The organism is Halolamina sediminis (genome assembly GCF_001282785.1).
Classification (GTDB): Archaea; Halobacteriota; Halobacteria; order Halobacteriales; family Haloferacaceae; genus Halolamina; species Halolamina sediminis.
The window spans coordinates 2,473,001-2,494,919 of record NZ_CVUA01000001.1; the positions used below are offsets into that span (position 1 = coordinate 2,473,001).

Below are 21,919 nucleotides of genomic sequence, written 5' to 3' on the forward strand. Positions count from 1 at the left end.
TGAAGCATGCAAGATCGGTGGTTTCACAACCCGATTTCCCGGCTGCTTCACCGCGGATAGTGGCTTCCCAATCGGTGTTCTACAGCCCCTTTTCACCTGAGCGGGACGAAGGCACAGCTTGTGGTTAAGCGATGCCGTACCAAACGACTTCGGGCGTCGATGATGGTGGCTTGGCGTTCGAACTACCGCTATCGAAGCCAGATATCTGAAAAAGGACGTGACTGGGAATTAGCCTTGCAGTTCGAATGCGACTTCGACCTCGGCCTGATACTGCCGGTCGTCGACGCTCGCGAGCTCGACGCCGAGCTCCTTCACCTCGACCCACTTCACGTTGTCCAGCGTGTCCTCCGCACGGTCGATCGCGTCGTCGGCCGCGGCGTCGAAGCTCTCGTCGCTCGATCCGATCAGGGTGATCTTCTTGTGGACCATCACGCTACTGTTCGACGAGCGGATACATAAACGGGGTGGCCGTCGCACTGGCGTCGCCGGACCCCCGATGGTTTTTGCTCCCCTCGCTCGAACGGCCCGTATGGCGACCGACAACACCTACGTGAACGCGGTGGTCGGGGCGGCAGTCACGGTGTGTCTCTCCTTCCTCGGCGTCTCGGCGCTGCTGGGCGGCGCGACCGCGGGCTACCTCGAACGCCGGGACGGCGCCCGCGTCGGCGCGCTCTCGGGCGTGTTCGCCGCGATCCCGATGGCGGGCGTGGTGCTCCTGTTCGGCGGCTTCCTGTTCGCCTTCCTCGGCTTCGGCGACGCGTTCGCCGGCGGGATCGTGATCCTGCTGCTGGGCGTCCTGTTCGTCGCCGTTACAACCATCGCGCTCTCGACGGTCGGCGGCGTGCTCGGCGTGTATCTCGCCGAGGAGTTCCGGGACTGAGTCGGGGGTCGGCTACGTGGGCTTCGGGACCCGGCGGTACTGGACGTAGCGCTCCGCCGCCAGCCAGAGGCCGCCGACGAGTGCACCGACAGCGTTCGCGAGCAGGTCACCGAACCCGAAATACCGGTTGGCGAGTTGACCTTGCACGAGTTCGATCCCGAGACCGTAGGCGAACACGACGAGCAGCACTGCGACGCCACGGCGAACCGACCGTCGGCGCCACTTCGTCGTCGCGTACACCGCCGCCGCGGAGAGGCCAGCGTACGCGAGGAGGTGGAGCTGCTTATCCCACCACGGAGACGGTGTCGGTGGGGACGAAACGCTGTCGAGAAGCGAGAAGTAGAAGATCACCGCGACGACGACGAGGACGCCCGCGGCGCGGACGACTCGGGGGAACAACGGAACACGGAACTGCCGCATGGGCCGAACCCCTCGCCCGCCCCGCAAAAACCTCCCGACTGCGTATCGGTCCGACTGATCGCTCGCGTGAAAGGGAGGTTTATACGCCGCGGCTGAATCCCTTTGGCCAATGAGCGACGTGCGGGAGGCGACCGCGACCCTCCGTTCGGAACGCCCTGGCGTCGACGACGACCTCCGGGCCGTGCTCGACGTCGACGCCGACACCGAGACGTGGACGTTCGACGATATCCCGATCGACTCGGGGACGTTCGGCGAGCTCGTCTCCCGCGGGATCGTCGAGAAAGTCGACGGCGAGTACCGGGTCGCCGATCGGGACGCGGTGCAGGCAGCGCTCGACGGCGAGGAGATCCAGTCGACTGCGGACGACGCCGAGCCGTCGCTGGAGTTCGACCTCGATCTGCCGCCCCGGCGCGTCGGCCTCGCACTCGCCGCCGCGCTCGCGTTCGTCGTCGCCGTCCGACTGGTCGCGTTCCCGTCGGTGTTCCGAAGCGAGCACGTCGTGTTGCTGGGGAATGATCCGTACGCGTACCGCTACTTGCTCCTCCAGTCACTGGAACAGGGGGCAACTGTCACCTCGCTTCCCGACTCGATACTCCTCGGCGAGCCACTGCTGACCGCGACGCTGCTCGCCGCGACGAAGTTGCTGGGCGGGACCGTCGAAACCGCGGACCTCGTCCTCGCGTGGTACCCTGTCGTCGCCGGGCTCGTGACGGCCGCGCTCGTCTACGTCCTGGCGGTGCAGTTGACCGAAGACCGGCGCATCGGCGTCGCGAGCGTCGTTATCCTCGCTGTGACGCCGGTCCACGCCTACCGGACGGCGATCGGCTTCGCCGACCACCACGCGTTCGACTACGTCTGGCTCGCGGTCACCGCCGTCGCCGCCGTCGCGCTCCTGCAGCGTACCTCGACGGAGGAGGCGACACATCGAGGGATCGTGACGCCGTGGACGCTCGCGCTGGGCGGCGTCGTCGCCGTCGGCGTCGCCGGGCAGGTGCTTGCGTGGAACGCCGGCCCAGTTCTCCTGCTCCCGCTGGCACTATACAGTATCGTACGAGCAACGGCCGCCGTCGACGCCGGCGAGTCACCGCTCGTAGATCTTCCGCTGGTTGTCGCCGTTGGGCTGGGCGGGGTGCTCGCCGTCGCCGTGCACACGGCGCTCAACTGGCAGGAGTTCTACATCGTCGCGACGCCGCTGCTGCTCGCGGCTGGGCTGGCTGCGGTGCTCGGGGTCGGTGAGCTTGCCAATCGGCGTGGGCTCTCTGCGCGACTGACAGCCGGCTCGGTTGCGGTGGCCGGCGGCGTCGTGTTCGCCGTCGCGTACACCGTGGTTCCGGAGTTTGGGGCGGAGTTCACGAAGGAGTTGGATCGACTCGTGCAGGCCGGCTCAGTCGAAGGGATCGCCGAGACGGCCTCGCTGTTCGGGACGCAGTACGGGACTGTCGTTGGCCCATTCTTCTTCTTCGGGCTAAGTCTGTTCTTCGCGCTGCCGTATCTCGCGTGGAGTCTCGTCGGTGGCTGGCAGCGGAACAACCCGATCTGGCTACTCGTCGGGAGCTACGGCGGGGTGTTCTTACTGCTCGCACTCCTGCAGGTCCGGTTCGCGGGGCAGCTCGCGCTCTTCGCGTCGGTGTTTGCAGGCGTCGCCGTTGTGCACCTGAGTGCGGTCACGGGCGCCACCGTGCCGCCGGCGATGGTCGCTGCCGAGGGCCGGGATTCTTGGAGTGATCACTCGCCCGAACTACCGGCGATCCCGCTGCCGAACCGCGACACGGTCGTCGCCATCGGCTTCATCGTACTGCTCGTCGGCGGGCTCGGGGCCGTGATCAGTCCCGCGCGGACCACGACCCTCATGGTGAGCGACGAGAGCTACGAGGCGGCGACGTTCATGGACGAGTACGCAACTGAGCAGGGCTGGGAGTACCCGCAGAACTACGTGTTCAGCCAGTGGGGCGACAGCCGGATGTATAACGCGATCGTCAGCGGAGAGTCGCGAGGGTACGGGTTCGCCCAGTCGAACTACGAGGACTTCCTCGCGTCACCGAACGCGTCGGAGTGGTACCAGCGGCTCAACGGGCGAGTCGGGTTCGTTGTCGTTGATCGCCATAGCGGGCTATCGGACGTCGGCGAGGAGACGATGTACAGCCGACTGCACGATTGGGGGAACGGGACGGGACATTACCGCGCGGTGTGGGCCAGCGACGACAGGTCGATGAAGGTGTTCACGCTGGTTCCGGGGGCGACGGTGACCGGCTCGGCCGAACCGAATGCGACGGTGACGGCGACCACGACCGTCGACGTTGCAGGACGGGAGGTTACGTACAGTCGGACGACGACGGCTGACGCCTCGGGGAACTACTCGGTGCGTGTGCCGTATCCCGGGAGCTACGAGATCACCGGGGAGGAAGTGACTGTTTCTGAGGAGGCCGTGGAGTCCGGACAGTCCGTTCGCGTTGACGGCGGGTAGGCGGCAGCTAACGTAGTCGGTGTGTTTATCCTTCGTAACGTCTGATAGCTACGTAATGAACGGGGGCTGGCGGTACCGGGTCCGGAGCGCGCTGGGGGTCGCAGTCATTACGGCGATCGCCGTCAGCGTCGTGAACAGCCCATCCGCACAGATGGTGTTGGCGGCAGTGCCGTTGTTGCGCCGCCTCTCCACGAGCCCACCCGGAACCGTCGAGGGGCTGATGGAGATCGCGACGACGGTCGTCGTCGTGATGGCGGCGTTGCTGCCCCTGTACAAGCCACGCCCACGGCGGATCCTCGACGCCGTCGTGCTCGCCCAGAAGCGCGTGCTCGTCGGCCTGCTGGCGCTGGCGGCGATCGGGTACTTCGACTACACCTACCGACTCCCGCGCCTGACGTTGCTTGCGGTGGCGCCGGTGTTGCTGACCACGCTTCCGGCGTGGTTCGTCTGGATGCGGCGCACGCCGTCAAGCGACCCGGAGCGGGCGATCATCGTTGGCGACGATCCCGCGGAGATCGAACACCTCGCTCCCGATATCGATGTGCCGGTGCTGGGGTATCTCTGCCCGACGGTCGCGTTTGACACGATCGAGGGAGCGGTATCGACGCCAGCGATCGCCGACGGCGGCGTCGCGAGTCTGGATCGACTCGGCGGACTCTCCCGAATCGAGGACGTGCTCGTCGAGTACGACGTGGACACGGTGGTGTTAGCGTTCGAGCATACCGACCGGGCGGAGTTCTTCGGCGCGCTCGACGCGTGTTTCGAGCACGGCGTCGACGCGAAAGTGCACCGGGACCACGCGGACCAGGTGCTGACCTCGGGCACGGACGTGGGTACGCTGGTGGACGTGGATGTGGAGCCGTGGGACGTGCAGGATTACGTGTTGAAACGGGGGTTCGACGTGGCGTTCTCGGTTGCGGGGTTGGTGCTGTTGAGCCCGGTGATCCTCGGGATCGTGGTAGCGATCAAGCTGGATGATGGTGGGTCAGTGCTGTACAAGCAGGAGCGGACGGCGGTGTTCGGTGAAACGTTCGACGTGTTCAAGTTTCGGTCGATGGTGCCCGAGGGCGAGTCGGCGACGCCCGTTGAGGACGAAGAGAACGACCGCATCACTCGAGTCGGGCGTGTGCTACGGCGCACGCATCTCGACGAGATCCCCCAGCTCTGGTCGATCCTGGTGGGGGACATGAGTGTAGTTGGTCCGCGGGCGGTGTGGACCGAGGAGGAGTCGCTGCTGGAGGCACAAGAGCGGTCCTGGCGGAAGCGGTGGTTTGTGAAGCCTGGGTTGACTGGGTTGGCGCAAGTGAACGACGTGAAGAGTACGAATCCGGAGGAAAAACTGCGGTGCGATCTGCAGTACGTGAAAGAACAGTCGTTCACGCTAGACGTGAAGATTGTGGTGAGACAGGTATGGAAGGTGTGTGTCGACCTGGTGAAAACAGTTCGGAACTGACTGAGTTTGGTCGTCAAAATAGCAGGGGAAGCCGAAACCCCTGAAACAAACGAGAGGGAACACCTACCTGTCGACATAGACCTCTGTGCCGCCGAGGGCCACCCACCAAACTGGCTTTGCCAACCGGGTCTCACTAGCGGGTATGCTCCGTCGGCTCCGCGCGACCGCTCCCGCAGCACTCGTCCCGCTGGCGTGGGTGTTCGCCGCCGCTGCCCACACGGAACTGCTCACCGCACACACTGTCCTCGTTGGCCACATCGTGATAACCACGCTCCTGATCGCCTTCGCCGGCCTCTCGTGGGGGGAGATGCGAACCGACCCGGTCTTACGGGTGTGGCTCGCCGTCATCGTCGCCGGAATTCCCGTGACGCTCGCGGGGGCGTACGGGGTCGCAACAGGGGAGCCACTCGGTACTCAATTTGCCGTATTCGGCTGGATGCTCCTCCCGACACTCGCTCTTCTGCCGACCGCACGTCGCGGGGGCGGCGCCGACGGCCTTGACCGACGGTATATGCTGGCGGCGGGATTGGCTGGCCTTGGAGCGCTCCTGTTCTTGCTTCCCGGCAGTTCGCTGGTCCTCGCCGCGATCACGCTCGTCGGCGGGGGACAGACCCTCTCAATTCTCGTGGCAGTGTGGGACGTGGAGCTCACTGACTGATTCGGCATCGGCCAACGAGGCTCCGTCGTCGTCAGTACTACAGAGAGTGTACAGTCCGGAAACAGGCGTGAACAAGCGCGTGTAGGCCGTCCACCGGTGGCGTCGATGAAGTAGGGGCGATCGAACAGCAGTGGGCAACCATGCCGTGTGGGAGTCGGATCATCACTGGCCCCAACCGCGTGGCGCGACAGCGACGTCGATGCAGAGCGGAGCACCAATCCCTCGATCGACCACAGTGTGACGGGACAGCGGTCCAACGCGGGCCCGCGAGACGTCGACGTCAGGCGTAAGGAGTACGTTCAGTACCCGCCCGTCTCGATCGAGGCGTCGACGCCACCCACGCCACCCAGTCCTACTCGCGAGATGGATAGGCCCAGGCTGTTACTACACACCGACGCCTGCAGGCGGTTCGTCGACACTGAACACGACACCTCGATCGCTGATCACTCCTCGGAGGCGTTCAGCTAGCCACTCCACGCCGATACGGTAGCCATGTAGACGCACAGCTCTGGCCACCCTCGTCGGTAACGCACACCCTGCCTGGTGACTCGAAACGCCAGCAACACTGTTCTTGCGGACGATTCCGTCTCTGTAGTTCTGAGTTCGGTGCCGATGCCCACCGAACGGGCAGTCTACCTCGGCGGGTCCGCACCGAGGAGCGTATCCCGTGCGTACTCGAACGTGTACACGGCCGTCAACCCCGACGTATCAATTCGGTACTCGCGGGGCGCCATGTTCTCACTGTACGTTCGCGGGACCCGCGACTCACCATCAGGCGGATCGTTGAGCGCCCGCAACACTTCGTGCCCGTCGCCGCGGGTCTTGACCAGCCACCACGCGGCCTCCGGGTCACAGGCCGCCATCTTGTCGAAGTCTGCAGGAATCGCCTCCCGCCGGTCGTTGTTGATCCGCTCCGCCTCAAGCGCCGCCACGACGGCATCATCGGCGTCCAACACGGCGGCATCCAACCGCCCGTCATCGACGCCGTAGTAGCATTCGACACGCGTCCCGGGCTGGTCGTCAGGGTCGACGAACTCCTCCGCGAGCAACCGGGCGCCGACGGCGACCATCGCGACATGGAGACTCGACTCGGAGAGATCGCCCGTCCCGTCGCCGTAGGCGATCCCCTCGCGATGCCCCACGCCGATCGCGTCCCGCCCGTCGGGCGTCACTGTGTACAGCTTGTGGGGACGGCGACAGTCGACGCGCAAGAGCCCGTCATCCAACAGCTCCTGCACCTCGTCGGTGTCGATCCCGACGTAGGCCTCCAGGTTGGTCATCGAGTCCCAGACGGTGTCGTACTCCAGCTGGGCGTCGAAGCGCTGCTGGTGGGCCATGTAGACGGCCGCGAGCAGTCGGAGCTGGGCATCGCTGTACGGGCTGGCCGCGCGTTCCCCACTCGTGAGCTGGAGATCGAGCGAGCAGATGGGGATGGCGGCCCGGTCGACGGCGTCGAGCGAGTGGTGGCACGCGATCGCCCGGCGCATCCCCTCAGGCGTGGCCGCGTAGCGGGTCTCACACGTGTCACAGACGATCGGGTACGGCGGTTCGTCGATGTAGGAGAGGCAGTCGGGGAACCGCTCCGTATGCGGGATCGTAGCGGTCGCCGCCGCGAGCCCGGCGACCGATCCTTCGATCGGCCCCTCCACAGCCGCAGGATCCGTACTCCCGCTGGCTGTACGTCCCACGGCGACGCCCACTTCCTGCCGGGTCCGACTTTTCGCGTCGTCGAACGCCTCCCTGAAGGCCGCCTCACGAGCGCCGGTGAGCGGGCTGTCACTCTCCGGGTGGCCAGCGGGGAGCGACGGCGACGTCACCGTGAACGGCCGGGGGTGGCGGTCAGCGAACGGGGCTGCGGGACGGACCAACCACTCCCCACGCTGGAGGTCGCGAAGCCGGTCCGCGACCGCGTCCGCGTCGGCGTCACTCGTTGCGAGGCGCTCGGCCAGCCGACGATCGACGCCGACGGGGCCCGTGATGATGGTGCCCACGTCGTTGAGCAACTCCGCGTACACTCGTGGGTGGGACTCTCTGAGCTGCTCGGGGAACTGCATCGCGAGCGTGAGCGCGAGACCGAACGCCCGGCCCTGCGAGAGCAGCGTGTCGAGGATGCCCGTCATCGCCAACTCGGCCGCCTCCTCGATGTAGCAGTTCACGAGCGGGTGATCGGTCGCCGTGCCGAGGGCCTGCCGTCGTTGGAGGGCGCGCCAGAGCTGGGAGAGGATCGCGATCGCCAGCAGCGTCCGCGAGCGGTCGCCGTAGCCCCGCAGGTCGAACACGATGACGCAGTCCTCATCGAGGGCGCTGCGGAGATCGAACGTCGCCGTGTCGTGCTGGGCCTCGAACAGCGGGGCGAGCCGGGTGTCGTTCGTGGCGATGCCGATCCGCCGGGTGACGGCGCTCATGATGGTGTCGAACGTCGTCGGGGCGTTGGCAGCCGTGCTCGCGAGCTTCTGGTGGAGCGCACCGTCGGAAACCGGCGGTGGGTTGCCGGTCTCGTGGAACTGCGCGGCGGCCGCTAGCAGCTCCTGCTGACTGATGCTGTCGGCGCCGTGGACGGGGTCGAACAGCGCGCGGACGAGCTGCTGGATCACCTCGACGGCCGCCTCCGCGCTGTAGAACTGCTCGTGGCCCATCGCCGCCGCCAGCAGGTCGATGTAGTGTTCGGCGACCGTATTGACGGCCCACTCGCGGTCCAAGCCCGCCTCGAGCAGCGGTTCGATCGTGAGGAACGGCAGCGCGGGCAGGTACTCGGTGCAGTCGAAGTAGTAGACGTCGTCTAAATCACCGTCCCGGGCGAACTGACCGCGGGCGTACTCGACCGGGGCGTCGTCGCCTTTCGCGTCGATATAGATCGTGGCACCGTCGGTCGCCCCGTGGTTCGTCAGGTGCATCGTCTGGCCGACCACGGTTTTGCCGGCGCCGGTCGCCCCGAACAACGCGGTATGCAGTGGCTGGATCGACGGCGGCAACGACAGCGTTGCGTCGAGCGGTTCTCGGTCGGCCGTTTTCGGGTGACCGACCGTCATTCCCGACTGGTCGAGATAGCGGTCGAGGACGGTCCGCGGCGGGAGTTCGATCCCCGTGCGGTCGGTTGGTGTCGGTTCGAGCGCCCGGCTGGCCGCGGGACCCAGTGCCGGGCCGTTCACGAGACAGAGTGCCGCGACAGCGCCTGGATCGGCGACGATGGCCGGGCTCGCGTTCGTCGTGCCCGGGATGACGTGGGTGAAGCGTGTCGGCGACTGGTGGGTCGTACGCTGGCAGAGAGCCGTGAACTGATCGTGGGCCGCATCGGCGCCGTACTCGTACTGCGTTGGCGTGATCCGATAGTCGTCGCCGCGAATAGCCTCGAACCCCGTCGCCACCGACTGGATCGTTTGGGTCGCGTTGGCGGCGTCACTGTCGAGGGCGACTGCCCGGGCGTTGACGGTAAACGATCGGCGGGCGTCGACCGTTTCGAGCGCCTCGATCCGCCGTCGGTTCGCTGGGGCGATCGACGTGTCCGTCGTGGGGTCGTCGGCCCCGTTTGTCGCCGTGTCCGTGTCGGCCGAGCCCGACGAGCCAAGGAGTGACTGCAGCAGCGCGTTGCGCCGCAGGTCGCTATTGAGTTCGAGATCGATGCTGCGGTCCTGCTTCGCCGCGTGCCAGTCGGGCCGCGGCGTCACCAGCAGTTGGACGAGCGCGGGCGCATCACTGGTCGCCAGCGCGTCGAGCAGGCTCGCGAGCGGCCAGTTGCCGGCCGCCGCCTTGTCTGTCTGTGGCGTATCGCCGACGGCGAACGCTGGGAGCGCGGGGAGCGGACACTGCCAGTCGGCCGGTCGATCCCCAACTCCCTTCCACTCGACGGCGGCGACGTCCCAGTCAGGTGCCCCCGAGTCGTCATCCGGGTCGGGGAGCGGCGGCGCATCGACGGCTGCGCGATACGTCGTGTCGGTCTCGACGAGGTCGACCGAATCCGGGAGTGTTTGTCGGAGCGTCCGTTTGACGGGGGCAAGTGGGCCGTCACAGCCCACGTACCACACGATGTGGCGGTCGCCCGTGCTGTTGGCGGCACCAGTCGCGGCGAACAGCCACTCGTACGTCGGCGGATCTTCCCCGCCCGTCGTTCGGTGCAGTTGGGCGATCGCCCGTGGCACCTGCTCGGCGCGAAGCGGGTCGTCACTCGGCTGGACACGGAGATACGACCGTTCGGTCGTGAATTCGTTCGGGACCATGGCTCTATCCTGCCACACGTCGAGGTAGTCGGCTGATTCGGCACCTAATTACGCCTGCTCAGATGTATATTCTTTCCCGAATCCCCGCGTTCAGTTATCGCGGCCGACACGACCGGCGATCAGCACGCCGCAGTTTTTCGGCCCCTGGGAGGGGTGCGGGGCGCGCCGACGTGACGCGACCTCGTGCAGGTGAGTCCAATGCCCACGAGCAACATCTACGATCGCGGCTTCGACGAGGACGTCCAGTGTGGGACAAACACGCCGTGTCCGGAGTGCGGTGGAGAGGTGCGGACCAACACGGCCGAGACCGTCTGTGAGGACTGCGGCCTCGTGATCGACGACCAAGCGATCGATCACGGGCCGGAGTGGCACATCGACGACGAGGACGAACGAAAGCGGACTGGCGCGCCGCTGACTGCCGCTCGGCACGATCGGGGCCTTTCGACCCAGATCGGTTCGGGCCAGGACGCAGCCGGGCGCGACCTCGACCCGGAGAAGCGTCGCCGGCTCGCCCGACTGCGACGGGAGCACGCCCGCGGCCGGTGGCAGTCGACACAGGACCGGAACCTCGGCCACGGCCTCACGGAGATCCGGCGGATCGCGAGCGCACTCGGTCTGCCTGACACCGTGCGTGATCAGGCGTGTCAGCTGTTCCGGACGGCGCAGAACGACGGACTGCTGCCGGGGCGCTCGATCGAGGCGATGGCAGCGGCGAGCGTCTTCGCCGCCTGTCGCTGTAACGGCCACTCCCGACTCATGACCGACGTGGCGCCGGTCGCCCAGGTTGCGCAGGCACGTATCGAGAACGCCTACCAAGTGCTGAACGAGGCACTCGAGCTCCCCACGTCGCCGATGGCGCCGCCGCAGTTCGTGCCACGGCTGGCGTCCGAGTTGGGGTGTACCGACGCTGTGCGACGCCAAGCGGCGCAGCTTGCCGAACAGGCCGTCGACGCCGGCGTCACGACTGGCGTGCATCCCGCTGGGTTCGCTGCTGCCTGCCTGTACATGGCTGCCTGTGCGAACAACGAGCCGTTGACGCAAGCTGATGCCGCAGCAGCGGCTGAAGTAACGGTTGAGACGGTCCGGAATCATCGCGATAGGCTGCTCTCCGTCGTTGAGTGAGCGTCAAACTAGACACGTTGCGGTCGCCACGCGGTCAACTCCGTCGCCGATTGCCACCGTGCAGCGACGGGTGTGAACCGTGCTGGCATCGCCGAACCGTTTTCCCATCTGGGGACAGAGGCACAGCCATGACCGGTATCGAGCTACGAAACGACACCTTGGTTGTCGACCGAGCGCCAAACCGGCTTGACGATCTGGCGATCGAGTTCTCCGAGATCCTCACTGACTTCGGCATCGATCACGTCTTCATCGCTGGGTACGTGTCGATTCTCGCCGGGCGTGCCCGTTCGACTGAAGATGTCGACGTTCTCATCGAAGCGATAGATTCCGAAACGGCCGAGCAACTCGCTGCGAGGCTTGACGCCGAGGGATTCTGGGGTGCCGCGATGCCGCTTTCGGCGCTGGACGAAATGCTCTCGCATGGCGATCCAATCTGGGTTGCCCCACAGGATCAAGTAACGCCACATCTCGAACTGAAGGTTGTTAGCGACGAGTTCGATCGTGCCTCCCTGCAGAACGCCATCACCGCGCGTATCGGTGGGGCGGAAATCCCGATCGGGCCGCTCGAACTCCAGATCGCGTACAAACTGCACCTCGGTGCCCAGAAAGACCTCGAAGACGCTGTCCACCTGTATACCCTGTTTGAGCAAAGCCTTAGTGTCTCTCGGCTCGAAACGTGGGTAGACCGACTCGAGGTCGACGCCGAGTATGCCCGACTCAAACGTGCCTGACGATCTGGACGCGAAACACGCCCGCAACCACGAGCAGCGCATCGCCGCGATCAAACGCTGGGTGGCGTATATCGAGTCTGAACCCCCAGAGAAATGGGGACCCCAGCAGAACGCGGTCGTCAACGATCAACTCGAGGCCGCCCAGAGCGTCCAGATGTCGGCAGCGCACAAGCAGCACGTCACGGACGTGGCTGCGGAGATCGCTGATGCTGCTGACGATTCCGCCGACACCTAACTGAGCCTTCGTTCATCCGTAGCTGACGTGGCGCGCGAGAAAAAAACGGGCTCTCGTTGCGTTGCCGAACGCCGTCACTCGTCGCCGCTATTGGGCCGCCACCAGCGGCGCGCGACACCATCCGAGTGCCAGTTTCGCCGGGCTCCACGCCGATGCATCGGTACAGGAAACTATTCCGCAACACAAGAATTGAATCCGAAACTAGCCAACGACGTGTATGGCCAAGCCAGACGCCGCGGATGGCCCACCGCCCCGACACCTGGCGACGATGCATCGTGGCCTGCCGATCATCGCGAGGTCGTGACGCTCGTCCTCGACGAGATCGAAGACCGGATCGCAACCCTGTGGGGCGAGTAACTTCGACGAGCACTTTCTGGATTCGAACCCCCGAGAATGTCTGAAACGGGCACTCGTCCGCGAACGCGTGAGCCCCAAGCCCCCTCCACAGGCTCACAACGTACACACGGTAAAGGCTAAGTGTGTTAGCTCACACTGTACACATATCAGTAGCGAGAAGAAACGCGTCCAGTTTCGGGCGCCCCATCGGCTCGTCGACCGCGCCGATGCGCTCGCGGACGTTCTCGGCGAGGATCGCACGGATATCCTCGTGACCGCACTCCGAGAGTACCTCCAGGAGGCGGCCCACGACGACGCGCTCACACAGGAGATCGCGGCCGCCTACTATGACGACGAGATCTCCTTCGAGCAACTCAAAGCGCTCGTCGGCGCCGAGGAAGCGGCGAATTTCCAGGTGTTGAAACAGCAGTTGGACGAGGAGTTCATCGACGAGGTCGCTGACGCATAGATGTCCAGGCTTGTTGCAGACGCCTCTGCGCTCGTCAGCCTCGGGGTTGTCGCTACCGACGATCCAGACCCGCTGTCGATCTGCCTGTCTCACTACGAGGTTGTCGTCCCGATCGCGGTCGTCGAGGAACTCCAGGAGATCGCCTCGTACGATGACGTGCACGGTCGTGCTGCATCTATCGCCCTCGATTGAACCGAAGCGGTCGAGACACGGTCCGTTACCCTTGATGCCGAGTTTCCACTTGACGATGGCGAGAACGCAGCCGTCACGCTCGCGAACGACGTCGATGCCGAACTCTTGCTTTGTGATGAATTCACCCAGCTGGGGTTGATCCACGCATCGCTCGCAGATACCCGGCTTGTCACGACGCCGACGCTCCTCTCAGTGCTCGTTCGAACTGGCCAGCTAGCAACTGCCGATGCACAGCGGCTCCTTGAAGCGATCAGCGATGCCCGTAGCTGGGACACAAACAGCTACGTCCAACGGGCCCGCTCGTTGTTCGAGGAGCCCTGACCGGCGAATCAGACAGATGGCGATGGTCAACGCCAGCGCTGCACAGGAGTAGCTCCCCTGGCGATCCTCAACAACGACAGCCATCCGTTCGGGGACGAGGAGTACATGACGGTCACGGTGACGACGACGCCCCACGAGGAGGAGATTCCCCTCGACGACGCCGACTGGGCTGCGGGCGGGATACCCAGGCAGAGCGACGCCTCGCCGTGGGCAGTCGCGTCGCCAAAGCACGCCGCGATCGTTCGGCGGCAGGGTCGTCTCGAGGAGTCGTTCGTCCGGACCGTCGCCGACGCGCTCGGAACGTATCTCGAACTCTCGGCCGAGGAATGACTATTTTCACCGCCGTGTACGACATCCCGAAACCGTGCTCGCTGTCGACGGATTTCTCCCTGACGAGTTCGGCGGGACGAACTTCCCGCTGATTCAGCCACGGCATTGCCCGTACTGACCGATGCAGTAGGTTCTGGTCACATCTATCACGGCGGGGGGCCAACCACACGCTATGAACCGGAACCGCAAAATCGCCGTCGGCGTCGTCGTCATCGGCATTGCCCTCCTGTACGGCCTAGTTGGCTACCACCCAGCGTCTGCCGGGACAGCGGCTCCGTTCGACGATGCTGAGCCGAACGGATCGTACACGTCGCACATGTCGCTCTCGACCAACGGGAACCATTTCGTCACCTACGATATTCGCACCGACGAACCCGACGGGCAGCTCCTCCTCACCGCCGCGTTCGAGAACGTGACGTACACGACGTACTGGCACCAGAACCGCTCCGTGACACGCTCAAAACCGGCGACCAGAACCCAGTACGAACAAATGCTCCATCTCAGCGCGGACGAGCGGCTGGTGCGACAAGACAACGAGTCGATGACTGCCGTCGTGGTCGATACGGACGAAGACCCCCCGGGCGGCGGCCGTAGCCTCCTGCTGAGCGTCCTCGAGTATCCGGAGTACGAACATACCGGGACGACGACGTACGACAGCCGTGCGGTCGACGTCTACACAGCCCAGAGCGGGTGGCACAACACCCACAATTTCGCGTCAGGGCGGACGGCGTACAACGTCGAGTCAGCATCAGGTGTTCTCTACGTCGACGCCGATACTGAGCAACTCCTCTACTCGAACGTCACCTTCCAGTTCGTCCGTGCGGCGACCTGGGGTGAGTACCTCGTGACCAAGTACGTCCGCGGTGAATCACCGACGACGTCCATCGATGTCGCCGTCGATCCCGGCGCGACGAACGTCACCCGGCCCGGATGGGCGCCAGCCCAGTCTGAGTGACCCTCCCACCCAGTCTTGAACCGTCACCGTGACGATCTAGGTGCTTTCCACGATAACTGGACGCGCGACCTCGAGGAGCCCCTCGTTACGACGCCTGTAGAGTGACCCAAACACTCGTTACTGTTTCGCTGTTAACTGTAATCAAGACCGAATCGTGTCACGCACCTCAAACCGCGCCGACGGCGACATCGTCCAGGACTTCCTCTCGGTCGCGGACCTCCTTGAGGAGCCACAGCTCGCCCAGCTGTACGCGTACCTTGCTCGGGAGGGGGAGGCGACCGTCCAAGACGTGATGGACGACCTCGAACTCGCCCAGGGGACGGCCTACAGCTACGTCAACCGGCTCGTCGACGCCGGCGTCGTCGACGTCACCGACGACGAACAGCCACGCCGGTACGCCGCCCGGGAGATCGACCTAACCGTGACGACGGCCGCCGGTGACCGCGAGTACACGATAACGCCGGTGCTCATCGACGCCGTCGGCCGTCGCGAGACGGACGCCGACATCGACACCTACATCGACCGCCACGGCGTCGCCGGCCTCGCGACCGCGCTTCCCTACGCGGTTGCTCGGGAGCGTGGGGAAGTGACCCACCGGCTGATGGCCGAGGATCTGGACATCTCACCGCTGGCTGCGGAGATGATCCTCCAGGCGCTCCGGCCCGTCGTCCACGAGCACGACGACATCGAGGAGGCAGGGACCGGACTCGACGAGTTGGACATCGACGAGTCCTGAAGCGAGCGGCAGATCACGACTTGGCAACCCTTCCACCGCGCCTCTGTTGAAGTTCTTAACCCGTTACAGATTTGCGGCCGATCGGTAAGTGTAGAGGAGGAGGTTAGCGGAGCTGTACGAGGTTATAATATATTTCCCACGCAAGTTCTGTCTATGGGGCTGTTCAGTTCAGACGACAATAAACCGCATACTACTAAGAAGAATTGGCACAAGAGTCCGACAGAAATCCAGAAGGGCGGCTACAAGCTCCATATCACAGGAAAACACTACATTGTAGCTATTGAAACTCCTGACGGAGCGTTAGTATTATTCGAGGATTGGGAAGGAGTTCTGGCACATCTATGGCGAATTGTCCCCTCACTTTCGTTCGGTTCTACTAATTTCAAAGAACTCGAAAAACGTGCTGACCGCCGCGTGAGTGGTCTGCCCCGTTGTAACCTGCGAGCAGATTGGGACTATACTATGCAAGACTCGTTCATACCAGATACGGCTACTATAGAAATGAAAGATGATGAAATAATTATTCCGCCTCAGAATAAAACTGCGAAAGATCTTCTGCTCCCGATCAAAGGAACAAAAATTACAGAAAAAGAACTTAATGATTTTAGTAATTGCGAATAGACTCAATAGGAATCAACAAGCAACCGATATGCGCCTTGTATCTCGTACAGCAACCGCAACAGCCCTTCGAACTGGTAGAAATATCGGAATCAATATGTAATCTCACTTCCCGGCTGTTTTACCACAGATCGTGCCGGTCCAATAGGTTTCAACAGAGCTGGAAGTGGAGATAGACGCTACGTGTCACTCGTGCTGTCGTACATTCGTTCGAACTCCTGTTCACCCTGGATCAGTTCGTCGACGCCGTCGGTAAGCGTCACTTCGCCGTAGACGGTTGCGCGGTAGTACGTGTAGAGGCCATCCTGCCCACGTTCGGTCCGTTGGCGTTTTTCGACGAGGCCGACGTCGACGAGTTTGTTGAGGTGGTAGTGGAGGGTGCTGTCGTCGATATCCATGGCGGCTTCCAGTTCTGTCGGGCTCATCTCGCCGCTGTGGACGAGCCGGTAGAGGATTTCATACCGTGTTCGGTGCCCGACAGCGGCATGCATTTCGAGGTACTCCTCGAGGCTGAGAACACTGTCCGCTGGGAGAAGGTCCTCCGGGTCCTCGGGGAGATCACCGCCGACCGATCGGGTCGGGTTCGTCGCCATCGTATGAATCGGTACGGGAGAGAGGCTCTTAGATGTTCCCAAGCCAAGTATCTTCAAAAACACCATTCTTTAAATATATTTGGGTGATCTATGCGGTCATGACTGCCGAGATCACACGTGACCAGATCGTCGCGCAGTTAGGCCACGTCCCGTACGATCGGTTTCTCTTCTACATCATGGGGCCGTACAAATCCTTCAACCTCAACTACGTGTTGAGTGAGGAGGAGCGTCAAGACATCGCCATCGACGACTTGCCGGGGCCGCTTCGTCGCCTGTTCCAGAACAAAGACGAGATCGACGCCGCTCAGGCACTGCTACGGCGATTCCAGGGATCACTTCGGGTGACACCGGGCGTCAACGCCTTCCTCGCGCTCGACGTCGATATCCCGACCGAGGAGGTGGATGCGGCAACCCAAAGTATCGAGTTCACGCGATGCAGCAATGCAACGGCGTTCGTCCTTCCCTTCCTCGGGCACAATTTCGGTGTCGGAGAGGAAGCCGGAAGTATTCTCGAAGCACTCTCTGAAACGCACGGTGATCGATTGATCTTCGTCCACGAAGACGACGTGACGAGTGCGATGATTCGATCCGCACGAGTCCGGTGGGACTTACGCGTCGATACGTACGACACCGAGGCAGAACTCGTCGAGAAACTCCGGCGCTTCGTCGGTGGCATCATGCATCGAGAACGACGTGGAGAACTCAGTCAGCTGGAGTAACCAAGAGAGCGCGGAATCCCGCCATCGAGTCGGTTAGGCTGGTGGGCGCCTCGGAGATGGTGGTACGGCGATTGACAGACGGACGGAACGGACGAGTCACTCGATCTCGCTGCCCCTGACGATGTCGACGTGTGTCTCTTGCGTCCGTTTGGGGGAGCCTCCTCGGGTTGCGCGCGCTCCGGCCGGCAGCGACCGGTCCTGCCGGGCCCGGGCTTTCGCGCTGCCGTTGCGTCTGCGACGGACGGGGCACGGTCACGGGACCGGGTCGGGCCAGGTGCAGTCGCCCGATACCGGTCGCACCCGACAGCGGGCCTGCGAGCGCTCGGCCCGCAACCGGGTTTGCCCGGCGCCGGGCCGACTGCATCTTCACCGGCCGTTGCGTCGGCGCTCCCCTACCGCGGTCGCGCCGACGGACGCCGGTTCAGACGTGGCCGCCTGCGCGGTCCGGGACGGGCTGCTCGCCGCTCGGGCTGTCGCCCTCGTCCCGAGTGGCCGCCGGGCTGCCGGCGCGACCGGGGTTCGCCGTGCTCACCCCGGGACGCCCCGGGTCCGGGCGTTCCTCGGGACCGGCTGCGCTGCCGGCCGGGCATGCGCTCGAACTCGGTCGCGACGGGGTGGGCTGCCGCGGGCGTGCCGGCCGCGGCCGGCGTGCCGCGCGAGGCGTTTCCGTTGCGTCTGCGACGGACGGGACAGGCTCGCGCGGGACCGGCCCCGCACGGGTCCGGCGGGGCCCACCCCTCTGCGTCCCTCGATGTGGCCGTATGCGGGGCCGTTCACCACCGTATACCCCCCGGCCGTGCCGCCTCGGCGCCGCGGCCGCTGCCGTTGCGTCTGCCGACGGACGGGGATCGGCGCGGCGCCGACCCGCGGTGACCGGCTGGGTATACGGCGGTGACCGCGCGCTCACCTCGAGCTGCTCCCCCGCACTTGTTTGTCAGGGGGTGTCGTCGGCGCCGCGCCGCGCCGGACGGAGTCCGGCGTGGAGGCGCGGCGCGGGCGCCTCGGTGCCGGCAGCCGTCGACACGGTTGTCGACGGCGTCGCTGGTGAGTGGCGGTCCGTGAGAAACCCGCGATCCAGGTCGCGGGTGGCGGCGCGTCAGCGCCTTCGGAGTTAGTGAACTCCAATGTCGAGTAAGAACTCAGATCGAAAGGTCGTTTCGGTGGATGAACAGGCATTCGAGAAAGCGGGCGGTCAGGCGGTCGATGCAGACGGCGTCCCGCTCGTTGACGACACGCCGGCGTTCGAGGCGGCGGTCGAGCAGGAGACGCAGGCAAAGGTGGATGCGAACCACCCGGACGGGATCGCGGACACGAGCGAGGACCGGATTCACGGTGTCACCCTCGAACAGGAAGAGCGCATTCGGGGACGAGACGCCGAGCTGGAGCGTATCAGTGCCCAAGCCGAGCTGGGCACGCAGGACGGTCGCGAGCAGCGCACGCGAGCGATCGCCGCCCAAGGGAGCAAGCAGCGCCGGCGGGAGTTCCAGAAGCGGGCCGCGAGCGTGGACCCGATGGCCGACCCCGAACGGGATGATCCCCGAGCGGAGCTCTCTCAGGACGAACTGGCGACGGTGAACGCGGAGGCAAACCGACTCGCGACGCGGGTGGATGGCTGGTCGCGTGCGGCGATCAGTCGACGCCTGGCCGAAGCGGTCGTCGACGGCGCGGACATGCCGAGTGCAGTCGTGCGGGTGTTCGAGGAGCTGCAGACGGCGCCCACCGGCTCGGTGCCCATCGACGCTCTCAAGGACGTCGATCGCGGCACGGTCACGATCGAGGGTCGTGTGAAAACCCTCTGGGACAGTGATTCGCCGGCCATCCAGCAAGTCGGGCTAATCGCGGACGAGAGCGGAAAAACGAAGGTGACGATCTGGAAGGCATCGGACGCGCCGTGGATCGAGGAAGGCGAGCGGGTGCGCATCCACGAAGCGGCCACGAACTGGTACGAGGGCCGGATCTCGGTGGCCGTGACGGGGTGGAGCGTCATCCACTTCCCGGAGCGCGGCCGGTGGTGGGACGAATAGCCAGTCGGCGCAGCTCCCTTTTTTGCTGTGGGCCGGGCCGACCCAAGCCCCACCGCCCCACCCACCGCTCCGTGCTCGCTCCTCGCGTCGCTGCGCGCGCAGCCACGACCGTTGGGGGAACGGATAATTTCTTCAAGAAACTATTTGTGTTTCAACCACGTAGCACCCAGTATGATCGAGGCGTGGGAGGACGTCAACGAGCAGGTCAAGACGGACTGGAAAGACGAAAGGACACCGTTCGAGCGAGTGTACGAAATCGTCGAACAGACCCACGACGGGCAGTCGGCCGCCGAGATCGCCGACCGTGCGCTCGTGAGCGAGCCGACGGCGCGTCGACACTGCAAGGCCCTCGTGAACACCGGGTTCGCCGAGACGGAACAGGACGGCCAAGCAACGCTGTACAAGCGCAACAATGACCGGATCTTGATGTCCCGGATCCGTGAGCTACGTGAAGAAGTCGATCGGCCGGAGTTGCTCGACAGCATTCAGGAGATGAAGGCAGAGATCCGGCGCTACGAAGACCAGTACGACGTGGTGTCCCCGGAGGAACTCGCCCAGCAACTCGACGGCGACGAGACAGAGGGGTGGGACGATCTCACGGCGTGGCGCACGACGCGGCAGAATCTCGCCATCGCCCAAGCCGCGCTCGCCTACGACGAGGCCAGCCACCAGCTTGCTGTATGAATGGCGACGACCGTGCCGGCGAGTTCGGGCCGATATATCTCCCGGCGCTCCAGCGGATTCGCGACCTGTGGCTCGACCTCGAGCCGCTCGTCGACGAAACGGCGTACGATGACGTCGTCGCCCCCACGGAACTGCAGATCAGTCTCAGCGATGGGCTCGGCGACGCCGAGAGCGCCCGGCTCGATATCCAGTGGAGCGAACTCGGGATGTACTCGTTCCACTACATCGATAGCGACGGCGTCAACTGGCGCTTCGAGCGCCACCCGAACACACACTCACCAGAGATTCATTTCCATCCTCCGCCCGCGGCCGCGACAACGGACGCCGAACCATCTTGTATCGATGTCACTGAGGTCTCACTCGTGACGCGTGCAGTTCATGCGATGTGGCGGGCTGCGTACGAGGACGACGCCACCGACCAGCTGAATAGCGCCTCAAACCCGCCGTGAGGTGGCATTAGCGCATCGATCGGTCCCCTGATCATCTGTTCGCGACCGCTGGGCGCTGTTTTTCGGCCGGGCACGAGGGGTGGCCCGGACTGCTTGGGCCTGATTCACTGATGAGTTTGGAAGTACTTGACCGCCACAGTGAGGCACTGTTCGACTTCCTCTGGTGTCCGGTCTGCGGACACGAGGTGTTCAGCCACATCCCCTTCGAGGGGGTGTTCTGCAAGCACTGCAACACGCAGGTCGAACTGCAGGAGCCACTGGAGACACGCGGCCACGAGGACGCCGCCATCGCGCGCTTCACCACCGACACGACGTGGAACCTCCACGTCGACGAAAAACTGCGACGCGACCTCCCTGACGGCGCAGCGCGAGCGAAGATCCTCGGCGCACCGGGAGCCTACGAGGTGGACTGGTGGAGTCCAGCCCCCGGCGAGGAGTGGGAACCCGTCGAGCGTGGCGAGTTCGACGACATCGACGAGCCGGAAGATGTTGCCCACCTAGCGTAGCGATCCTGTTTCTCATCCTCGCCAGGATGGGCGAAACCAGCACCCCGCCTTCACGCAGGATGGAGCACCCACCACTCGCGGAACTCGACCCGTCGAATCGCGTGCGCAAACGCGCCCAGTACGAAGCCTTCGCGTTCTCGCTACAGGCCGGCGACGTCCGCGTTCGCAACGAGAGCCACCTCAACCCGGCCAAGCACGAGTACCGTGTCTCGGTCGTCGACGGCCTCCCCGTCAGCTGTACGTGTCCCGCCGACGAGCGGGACGACGACCCGTGCAAGCATCGCGTCGCCGTCGCGATCCGCCCGAAGATCCTCGAGGTCGCGATGGCGATGCAGGCCGTCAGCGACTGCGGGCCGTGATTTTCACCCCCAGGAAAGGGTGCGGGAGTGCTCGCGTTGCCTCTCGCAACCCACTATGAGTGGAACGATCGACGAGCCCACGACGGCACAGTCGACGACCGAGAAGACCGAAGTTCGGTACGTGGGGACGCGCGTTCGGGACGGCGTCCGCGTGCTGACGTACCCCGGAGCGACGGAACTCACGCCGGATCGGAGCCTCGAGATCGTGAGCCACAGCCCCTCGGGCTTCGAATGGGGATATGGAGGGAGCGGCCCCGCCCAACTCGCCCTCGCGATCCTGCTCGACTACACCGACGATCCGGAAATCGCCCAGTCGCACTACCAAGCGTTCAAGCGCGAGATCGTGAGTCAACTCGAATGTACGGGGGGTGATGGGACGTGGACGCTCACGGCTGGCGAGATCGAGCAGTGGCTACCCGACGACTAGCGACGATATCGGGCAACTGCGTCG

At 64.6% G+C, this 21,919-nt stretch carries 22 protein-coding genes and 2 pseudogenes; 20 read left to right on the forward strand and 4 right to left on the reverse strand.

Features of this window, described 5'->3' with window-relative positions; translation table 11 throughout:
- Positions 1–228: 228 nt before the first annotated feature.
- On the reverse strand, positions 229–429 hold the full coding sequence (locus BN1959_RS12475) for a dodecin (RefSeq protein WP_053948962.1): 201 nt from the start codon (positions 427–429) through the stop codon (positions 229–231).
- A gap of 100 nt (positions 430–529) precedes the next feature.
- On the opposite strand from BN1959_RS12475, the gene BN1959_RS12480 reads away from it, so the two are divergent.
- Positions 530–880 (forward strand): DUF5518 domain-containing protein, encoded by a 351-nt coding sequence (locus BN1959_RS12480; RefSeq protein WP_053948963.1) that lies wholly within the window; start codon positions 530–532, stop codon positions 878–880.
- A gap of 12 nt (positions 881–892) precedes the next feature.
- Here BN1959_RS12480 and BN1959_RS12485 read toward each other — a convergent pair whose 3' ends face one another.
- On the reverse strand, positions 893–1,300 hold the full coding sequence (locus BN1959_RS12485) for a VanZ family protein (RefSeq protein WP_053948964.1): 408 nt from the start codon (positions 1,298–1,300) through the stop codon (positions 893–895).
- A 109-nt stretch (positions 1,301–1,409) separates the two neighbouring features.
- Between BN1959_RS12485 and BN1959_RS12490 the strand changes: the two genes are divergently transcribed.
- The 3 genes from BN1959_RS12490 (at position 1,410) to BN1959_RS12500 (ending at position 5,875) form a co-directional block, all read left to right on the forward strand.
- Entirely contained in the window at positions 1,410–3,764 is a 2,355-nt protein-coding gene (locus BN1959_RS12490) for a hypothetical protein (RefSeq protein WP_053948965.1), read from the forward strand.
- A gap of 55 nt (positions 3,765–3,819) precedes the next feature.
- Positions 3,820–5,217 (forward strand): sugar transferase, encoded by a 1,398-nt coding sequence (locus tag BN1959_RS12495; protein WP_053948966.1) that lies wholly within the window; start codon positions 3,820–3,822, stop codon positions 5,215–5,217.
- A gap of 142 nt (positions 5,218–5,359) precedes the next feature.
- Complete coding sequence (locus tag BN1959_RS12500) at positions 5,360–5,875, forward strand: hypothetical protein (RefSeq protein WP_053948967.1); 516 nt, start codon at positions 5,360–5,362, stop codon at positions 5,873–5,875.
- 632 nt (positions 5,876–6,507) lie between these two features.
- Here BN1959_RS12500 and BN1959_RS12505 read toward each other — a convergent pair.
- Positions 6,508–10,089 carry a type IV secretory system conjugative DNA transfer family protein gene (locus BN1959_RS12505; RefSeq protein ID WP_053948968.1) on the reverse strand — a complete coding sequence of 1,194 codons (3,582 nt, stop codon included), beginning with the start codon at positions 10,087–10,089 and terminating at the stop codon, positions 6,508–6,510.
- A 198-nt stretch (positions 10,090–10,287) separates the two neighbouring features.
- Between BN1959_RS12505 and BN1959_RS12510 the strand changes: the two genes are divergently transcribed.
- From BN1959_RS12510 to BN1959_RS14825, 9 genes and pseudogenes are all read left to right on the forward strand, one after another.
- Positions 10,288–11,211: a transcription initiation factor IIB gene (locus BN1959_RS12510; protein WP_053948969.1), complete on the forward strand. Its 924-nt coding sequence runs from the start codon at positions 10,288–10,290 to the stop codon at positions 11,209–11,211.
- Between the two features lie 128 nt (positions 11,212–11,339).
- Positions 11,340–11,942 (forward strand): hypothetical protein, encoded by a 603-nt coding sequence (locus BN1959_RS12515; protein WP_053948970.1) that lies wholly within the window; start codon positions 11,340–11,342, stop codon positions 11,940–11,942.
- Entirely contained in the window at positions 11,920–12,177 is a 258-nt protein-coding gene (locus BN1959_RS12520; protein WP_053948971.1) for a hypothetical protein, read from the forward strand. The genes BN1959_RS12515 and BN1959_RS12520 overlap by 23 nt, the downstream gene beginning before the upstream one ends.
- Before the next feature lie 502 nt (positions 12,178–12,679).
- Positions 12,680–12,982 (forward strand): hypothetical protein, encoded by a 303-nt coding sequence (locus BN1959_RS15270; protein WP_053949397.1) that lies wholly within the window; start codon positions 12,680–12,682, stop codon positions 12,980–12,982.
- Positions 12,983–13,495, forward strand: a pseudogene (locus tag BN1959_RS15275) (hypothetical protein). It abuts the gene before it with no gap.
- A gap of 105 nt (positions 13,496–13,600) precedes the next feature.
- Positions 13,601–13,825 carry a hypothetical protein gene (locus BN1959_RS12535; protein ID WP_237560339.1) on the forward strand — a complete coding sequence of 75 codons (225 nt, stop codon included), beginning with the start codon at positions 13,601–13,603 and terminating at the stop codon, positions 13,823–13,825.
- 172 nt (positions 13,826–13,997) lie between these two features.
- Positions 13,998–14,780, forward strand: coding sequence for a hypothetical protein (locus BN1959_RS12540; RefSeq protein WP_053948972.1), 783 nt, complete (start codon positions 13,998–14,000; stop codon positions 14,778–14,780).
- 154 nt (positions 14,781–14,934) lie between these two features.
- Positions 14,935–15,516 (forward strand): DUF7437 domain-containing protein, encoded by a 582-nt coding sequence (locus tag BN1959_RS12545; protein WP_053948973.1) that lies wholly within the window; start codon positions 14,935–14,937, stop codon positions 15,514–15,516.
- Positions 15,517–15,669: 153 nt separating this feature from the next.
- The gene (locus BN1959_RS14825; RefSeq protein WP_154018281.1) at positions 15,670–16,137 is read left to right on the forward strand and encodes a hypothetical protein; all 468 of its coding nucleotides are present in this window, start codon (positions 15,670–15,672) and stop codon (positions 16,135–16,137) included.
- 176 nt (positions 16,138–16,313) lie between these two features.
- On the opposite strand, the gene BN1959_RS12550 is transcribed toward BN1959_RS14825, so the two are convergent.
- Complete coding sequence (locus tag BN1959_RS12550; RefSeq protein WP_053948974.1) at positions 16,314–16,727, reverse strand: ArsR/SmtB family transcription factor; 414 nt, start codon at positions 16,725–16,727, stop codon at positions 16,314–16,316.
- Positions 16,728–16,825: 98 nt separating this feature from the next.
- Here BN1959_RS12550 and BN1959_RS12555 point away from each other — a divergent pair, with 98 nt between their 5' ends.
- The 7 genes and pseudogenes from BN1959_RS12555 (at position 16,826) to BN1959_RS12585 (ending at position 21,895) form a co-directional block, all read left to right on the forward strand.
- The gene (locus tag BN1959_RS12555) at positions 16,826–17,446 is read left to right on the forward strand and encodes a DUF7509 family protein (protein ID WP_053948975.1); all 621 of its coding nucleotides are present in this window, start codon (positions 16,826–16,828) and stop codon (positions 17,444–17,446) included.
- A gap of 1,124 nt (positions 17,447–18,570) precedes the next feature.
- Positions 18,571–19,470: a DNA-binding protein gene (locus BN1959_RS12560; RefSeq protein ID WP_053948976.1), complete on the forward strand. Its 900-nt coding sequence runs from the start codon at positions 18,571–18,573 to the stop codon at positions 19,468–19,470.
- Between the two features lie 171 nt (positions 19,471–19,641).
- Positions 19,642–20,154 carry a winged helix-turn-helix domain-containing protein gene (locus tag BN1959_RS12565; protein ID WP_053948977.1) on the forward strand — a complete coding sequence of 171 codons (513 nt, stop codon included), beginning with the start codon at positions 19,642–19,644 and terminating at the stop codon, positions 20,152–20,154.
- Positions 20,151–20,603, forward strand: coding sequence for a hypothetical protein (locus BN1959_RS12570; protein ID WP_053948978.1), 453 nt, complete (start codon positions 20,151–20,153; stop codon positions 20,601–20,603). Before BN1959_RS12565 ends, BN1959_RS12570 begins: the two co-directional genes overlap by 4 nt.
- Positions 20,604–20,713: 110 nt before the next feature.
- Positions 20,714–21,109: a DUF7567 family protein gene (locus tag BN1959_RS12575; protein WP_053948979.1), complete on the forward strand. Its 396-nt coding sequence runs from the start codon at positions 20,714–20,716 to the stop codon at positions 21,107–21,109.
- A gap of 59 nt (positions 21,110–21,168) precedes the next feature.
- Positions 21,169–21,462, forward strand: a pseudogene (locus BN1959_RS12580) (SWIM zinc finger family protein); the annotation flags it as partial.
- A gap of 61 nt (positions 21,463–21,523) precedes the next feature.
- Positions 21,524–21,895 carry a DUF6166 domain-containing protein gene (locus BN1959_RS12585; protein ID WP_053948981.1) on the forward strand — a complete coding sequence of 124 codons (372 nt, stop codon included), beginning with the start codon at positions 21,524–21,526 and terminating at the stop codon, positions 21,893–21,895.
- Positions 21,896–21,919: the final 24 nt, after the last annotated feature.